This window comes from Lacinutrix sp. (assembly GCF_023299985.1).
Taxonomy (GTDB): domain Bacteria; phylum Bacteroidota; class Bacteroidia; order Flavobacteriales; family Flavobacteriaceae; genus Lacinutrix.
This window is the reverse complement of sequence record NZ_JALZVX010000135.1, coordinates 1-6,203: the sequence shown is the minus strand read 5'-3', so window position 1 is coordinate 6,203 and position 6,203 is coordinate 1. Positions and strand designations below refer to the sequence as shown.

Here is a 6,203-nt window from a genome sequence, read left to right as displayed (position 1 = left end):
TTTTTGAAGCTTTAATGGAAGTTTGTAAAGTGTGTTCTTTAGGAGAAATTACTGCGTCACTATTTGAAGTTGGTGGTCAGTATCGTAGGAATATGTAAGCAGAGAACCACTTTTTGCTTTTTAGCAAAAAGTGTGTGAATCGCTTATCCCAAACGTGTTTTGGGATCTTGTAAAATTAGAAGAGCGCATAATTTAGTTATGTGCTTTTTGTTTGTTGATTTGTTAGGCTTAATTAGAAAAAACAACCGTTAAGATGTTTGATACAAAAACTATAGAACATTTAAAATATTATGTTTATCTCTTGATTGACCCAATAACTGACGAGCCATTTTATGTTGGAAAAGGTTTAGGGAATAGAGTTTTTTATCACGTAAACAATCCATTACAAATTGATATTGTAAATAGTAAACACGAAGAAATTAAAAGAATAAAATCTGAGGGAAATCAAGTAAAACATCTAATTGTTAGACACGGATTAACTGAATCAAATGCGTTAGAAATTGAATCTGCTCTGATTGATACGTTTAAATTTATTCCGAAATTTGAACATTATGTAAGAGGTAATATTCAAGGTGGAGTTAATTCAATTGAGAAAGGTTTAATGACAGTTAATGAGGTTATTAGACTCTATAATGCGGAGCCGTTAAATGAGATTGAAGAAAATTGTGTAATTATAAATATCAATAAAACCTACGATAGAGGTTCTGGAGAAAATGCAATTTATCAAGCAACAAAAGAAATATGGGATATTACCGAATATAGACGAAATCGCATTGAATTTGTTCTTAGTGAATACAAAGGTTTAATTGTGGAAGTATTCAAAGTTGAAAGTTGGTATTCAAAAGAGCGTGGATATAATAAAGGTGCTAAAAAATACGGAAAGACTTATTTAGGTTATGGTTTTGAAGGAACTATAGCTGAACAGAATATTAAAGAAAAGTATATAAACAAAACCATTTCGCCATTTAAGAAAAGAGGTTTTGCAAGTGTTTTAATATTCCCAGAGACATTACAAAAACTGAAAAATAATTAAGGTTATCAATGTATAAAAAAACATAGCAAGTCGTTTCCAAAACAAAATAGTTAGTAAACTTTAAAAATTCTACTTGTATATAATCTGAAAGTTAGTGTCTTTTTTTAGCACTACTTTTTATATACCAAAAGACATAGTATCGTTTTTATAACTACAAAGTCAAAGCCCAACTACGCTGTAGTTTCTTAAAACTCTTTAGTTCTTTTCTTAAAACAAGAATGTAATCTTTTCCGTTACTGCTAGATTTTTCTAACCGAGAACAATTTTTGTACAACCTATTGGTAAGTGTTTTTAATGTAGAAAGGTGTTTGTGTTTTTTGTGAGAATAGGTTTCTAATTCTGCTCTAATTATTTCTGGTGCCAACGAAACAGACTGTTGTACAATATCTCCAGAAAAATAAATGTTTTTATTCTCTTTTCCGTCACTATCTAAATGCGATAAATCGCCTCTTAAATAAATAGAGATGCTATGCGATAAATGTGATATATCTATAGCCTTTTGGTATATAGGTAACTCTGGTAAATGAGATGGGATTTGAGAAAACATTTATTTAATCATTTTTTATCAAAATTAATAACAAGTTTCAATATATTACTTTGGAAAACATAGTAATATGTGTTATTTACTTTAAAAATTAAATATATTTGATAAAATTTCTTTAAAATGAATTTAGACACACTTAACTGGAAAATATTAAACTGTTTACAAAAGCATGCCAGACAATCTAATGCAGAAATTGGAAGACAGGTAGGTATTTCGTCTCCAGCAGTTTCAGAACGTATAAAAAAAATGGAAGACGCAGGTGTAATAGAAAGCTACAATACCATGGTGTCTTCAATAGATGTTGGCTACCAGTTTAAAGCGATTGTTAATTTACGCGCTTTTATGGGTATGCTAAAACCGTTTTTAGAAAAGGTAAAAACTTACGACGAAGTTATTAATTGCTACAGGATAACAGGTAACGAAAATATTGTTATGGAAGTTGTTTTAAGAAACCAAAAGCATTTAGAAACTTTTATAGATCAATTAATAGCGTATGGAGAAGTTAAAACGCAAATAGTATTATCTCATGTTGTAAAAAATAATGCTATAAATAAGTTTTAGTTTTAACTAGCTATAGCCTCAATTATTTAAGTAAAAATGCTTAAAAACTATACTTTAGTTACATCACTTTCATCAACTAAAACTTTAAAATGTTAAAAATTAATCTCACTTATTTTGTACTCCTATTTAGCATTTTTTGCATAGCGCAACAAGATTCACTTACAATAGAAAATCTAGAAACAGTAAAAATTTATGCTTCTAAAATAATAGAAGCGAAAGAGAAATTACCAATGTCTGTAACCACTCAAAATTTTACATTGAGTCAAGACAGCAGGCAGCAATTAAGTTTTAATGATTATTTAATAGATGTTCCTGGACTATTTACTTTAAATGCTGCAAATTATTCTCAAGATTTGCGTGTGTCTATTCGTGGTTTTGGTGCACGTTCTTCATTTGGAATTAGAGGTGTTAAAATTATTGTGGATGGTATTCCAGAAACAACACCAGATGGTCAAGGTCAAATAGATAATTTAAATCTTGGTGCTATAAAGAATATTGAGGTTATTCGTGGTGCATCTTCAGTATTATATGGCAACGCTTCAGGAGGCGTTATTTCTATTAATACGCTAGATTCATTAAAAAAAAATTATATTAAATTTGGCGCTACTGTAGGAAATTACGGTATGCAACACTATCAATTAAGTACAGGTTTAAAAACCGAAAAAACAAATTATTTAGTACAAGTAAATCATATTTCTACTGAAGGATATCGCGCTTTTTCAGGGTTTGAGAATACTAATATTAACAGTAGAGTTTTTCATTCATTTTCAAATAATTCAAAATTAAATATTGTTTTAAACTATACTAACAGTCCTTTTGCTCAGGATTCTGGAGGCTTAACTGAAGATGAGGTAAACCAAGACAGAAGGCAAGCTAGACAAAGAAATGTAGATTTTGATACCCAAGAATCCATTAAACAATTTAAGTTAGGCGCAAATTACAAGTATAAAATTAGTAATACTGCTAAATTAAATACCTATGCTTTTTTTGCAAATCGTGATTTTAATGCAAAACTTCCGTTTGAGTTTGGAGGTATAATAGATTTAAATAGAAACTATTTTGGTCATGGCAGTAGTATTGATTTTAATACTACAAAAAATACCGTTTCCAATACACTACAAATAGGTTATGAGTTTGCTTTTCAAAACGATCTTAGGCAACGTTTTAGAAATTTAGAAAGTATTCAAGGAGAAAAAACCTTAGATCAAAACGAAATTTTAAACACGTTTGGAATCTATGCTTTAGATCAATTTAAAATTAATAAATTTTTGTTTAATGCAGGTATTCGGTACGATTCTAATATTTTAAAAGCAGAAGATCATTTTCTAGATAATGGAAACGATTCGGACAGAATTAATTTAAATGCATTTAATTTTTCTGCAGGATTAAGTTACGCTCTAAAAGAAAGTAGCTATCTTTTTAGTAATGTTTCCACAAGTTTTGAAACTCCTGTTTTAAGTGAGTTGTCATCAAATCCTTTAACCGAAGGTGGTTTTAATCAAAATCTCGAAGCCCAAGAAGCTATTAATTACGAAATAGGTTACAAGTTTAAACACAAAAAAACTGAAGCAGAATTAGTATTGTTTTTTATAGAAACAAGAAACGATATAGTGCCTTTAGAATTAGAATCTGGAGCAACCTTTTTTAGAAATGCTGGAAGTAGTAAACGAAAAGGTATTGAACTGTCTTTAAATAAAAAAATAACAAAACATCTAGCTATTAATACAAGTTATACATTTTCAGATTTTAAATATGGAAATTATGTTACTAGTAATGGTGTTTTTAATAATAATGTGCTTCCTGCAATACCTAAACATCGCATCTCTTTAAATTCTGCTTATACTACAAATAAAGGATTGTTTATACAGTTACAAGGCAGTTACACAAGTTCGCTATTTACCAATGATAATAATACAGTTACAACCAATGCCTACACTATTTTAAATTTAAGATTTAAACAGGCTTTTAAGTTGCATAAAATAACGCTATCTCCATTTTTTGGAATCAATAATTTACTAGACGAAACCTATAACGATAATATTAGAATAAATGCTTTTGGTTCTCGTTATTTTGAACCTGCAGCAGGAGCTAATATATATGGAGGTTTAAGATTGCATTTTTAAGCCAGTAATAGTATTTAACTGTAAATTAATAAATAATAGTTAGTTGTAAATTTTAAAAACACGACAAAAAGAAGTATATTTGTGTAAAATGTCGCAATTATGAAACAATATAAACAAGACAATAGTATTCTAAACTTAGCAAACGAACCAGAAGCATTCTATGGTTTAGATAATAAATACGATAGAATTATAAGTGTTTTGGGTGGTAGTACAAGTATCTCTCATGATATAAGTAGCGATTTCGATCTTATTCAAATTACAAGAAAAGGTTTGCCTAAATCTGCTGTTTTAACGTTAAGTAAATTGTTAGGTATTTCTATGGAGCGCATGAGTGATTTAATTCATATTTCGCATCGTACTATACAACGCAAGAACGATAGCGATTTATTAAATGTATATAGTACAGAGCAAATTTTAGAGATTGCACAAGTGGTGTCTCGTGGTATTGAGGTTTTAGGTACGCTCGATAATTTTACTTCTTGGTTACATAGCGAGATTCGTGTGTTAAATTATAACAAGCCTATTAGCTTGTTAGATACTAGTTTTGGTACAGCATTAATTCGCGATGTTTTAGGTCGTATAGAATTTGGTGTTTATTCTTAATATATGCGTGTATTTAGAATAGCAAAAAAGCAATATTTAGAAGATTTATCTGGTGAAGGTTCTCGTTTATTTGGAGGACGTTGGAACAAAAAAGGTATGGCTATGCTTTATTTTTCGGATAGCTTATCTACCAGTCTTCTTGAGATTTTAGTGCATTTAGATTTTAAACATCTTACAAACGATTTTGGTTACATAGAACTCGAAATTCCTGATAATTTAATAGATACCAAATTAAAACTAAAAGATTTAGATAAAAACTGGAGAGACAATCCGCCAAAAAGTTCGACAACTATTTTAGGAACTGAATTTTTAAAAGCTAATAAAAAATTAGCTTATAAAGTGCCTTGTGCTATTTTACCAATGGCAAGTAATATTTTAATAAATCCAAGACATAAGGATATTGCTAAACTAAAAGTGATTAAAATAGCAGATTTAGATATTGATAGTCGGTTAATAGTAGATATGCAATAGGTTATTTCTCTATAATTAGATAAGGAATAGTGTTTATATTCCAATCTATAACTAGGCCTTTAGCAAGTTGTTTTGCTATTTCTTTTCCATAAAGTAATTCACACAAATAAAGAGAAGCTTCAAAACTTTTTGCTCCACCAGCTGAGGTAATATACTTACCATCATGTACAAAAAGTACCTCTTTCTTGATGTCTAAATTTGGAAACATTTCACGCATAAAATCAATATCGCTTGGGAAGGTTGTAGAAACCGAATTATTTAATAATCCAGCCTTAGCTAATACAAAAGCACCATCGCAATGCGAGGTTACAAATTGCGCTTCCTTATCTACTTTCTTTACAAAATCAAGCATAGCTTCATCTTCTAGATCGCTATCTAAATGGTGTTCTGCGCTTGGTATTACTAGAATATCTATTTTTGGTAAAGCATCTTGCAAATAGTTGTAATCTGGAATAATGCGCATGCCTTCAAAAGTAGTAATTGCATGATTTGTATTTGCAACTGTAAACACATTCATGGCTTTAATATTTTCTCTAAAAATGGTATGTTGAAAAATATCGAAAGGTGCAGTGAGTTCTGTGTTAAAAGTACCATCCATTATTAAAAACGCAACATTATAACGGTTTGGCTCTAGTTTAGGAAATTGTTTTAAAGCTGCTTCAGGAGTTTCTTTAGTATTAAGTAAATTCTTATTTTGTTTCTTTTCTTCAGAAGAATTACAGTTAAAAACAGCAAATAGTATAAAAAGTAAGAGTATGTTTTTCATATTAAGAAAAATTGATAAATGTTTTTGTAAATTTAGTCAATCAAAAATTACTACCACATCCATGAAATACTTTTCTAAATGCACTCTTATTCTTATTTTACT

The 6,203-nt window shown here is 29.4% G+C and carries 7 protein-coding genes; 5 read left to right on the top strand and 2 right to left on the bottom strand.

All coding sequences use genetic code 11. From position 1 onward, the window contains the following. Nucleotides 1–253: 253 nt before the first annotated feature. Nucleotides 254–1,033: a hypothetical protein gene (locus Q0C58_RS07280; protein ID WP_290699374.1), complete on the top strand. Its 780-nt coding sequence runs from the start codon at nt 254–256 to the stop codon at nt 1,031–1,033. A 151-nt stretch (nt 1,034–1,184) separates the two neighbouring features. Here the strand turns inward: Q0C58_RS07280 and Q0C58_RS07275 are convergent, their stop codons facing one another. Then, a complete protein-coding gene (locus Q0C58_RS07275; RefSeq protein WP_290699371.1) occupies nt 1,185–1,580 on the bottom strand; it encodes a hypothetical protein in 396 nt (131 codons plus the stop codon). Nucleotides 1,581–1,697: 117 nt separating this feature from the next. Here Q0C58_RS07275 and Q0C58_RS07270 point away from each other — a divergent pair, with 117 nt between their 5' ends. The 4 genes from Q0C58_RS07270 (at nt 1,698) to Q0C58_RS07255 (ending at nt 5,335) form a co-directional block, all read left to right on the top strand. Then, nucleotides 1,698–2,138 (top strand): Lrp/AsnC family transcriptional regulator, encoded by a 441-nt coding sequence (locus Q0C58_RS07270; RefSeq protein ID WP_290699368.1) that lies wholly within the window; start codon nt 1,698–1,700, stop codon nt 2,136–2,138. 89 nt (nt 2,139–2,227) lie between these two features. After that, nucleotides 2,228–4,261 (top strand): TonB-dependent receptor, encoded by a 2,034-nt coding sequence (locus Q0C58_RS07265; protein ID WP_290699365.1) that lies wholly within the window; start codon nt 2,228–2,230, stop codon nt 4,259–4,261. A 99-nt stretch (nt 4,262–4,360) separates the two neighbouring features. Then, complete coding sequence (locus Q0C58_RS07260; protein WP_290699362.1) at nt 4,361–4,864, top strand: antitoxin Xre-like helix-turn-helix domain-containing protein; 504 nt, start codon at nt 4,361–4,363, stop codon at nt 4,862–4,864. Nucleotides 4,865–4,867: 3 nt separating this feature from the next. Then, complete coding sequence (locus Q0C58_RS07255; RefSeq protein WP_290699359.1) at nt 4,868–5,335, top strand: RES family NAD+ phosphorylase; 468 nt, start codon at nt 4,868–4,870, stop codon at nt 5,333–5,335. 1 nt (nt 5,336) lies between these two features. Here Q0C58_RS07255 and Q0C58_RS07250 read toward each other — a convergent pair whose 3' ends face one another. Continuing rightward, nucleotides 5,337–6,101: a DJ-1/PfpI family protein gene (locus Q0C58_RS07250; RefSeq protein WP_290699356.1), complete on the bottom strand. Its 765-nt coding sequence runs from the start codon at nt 6,099–6,101 to the stop codon at nt 5,337–5,339. Between the last annotated feature and the right edge of the window lie 102 nt (nt 6,102–6,203).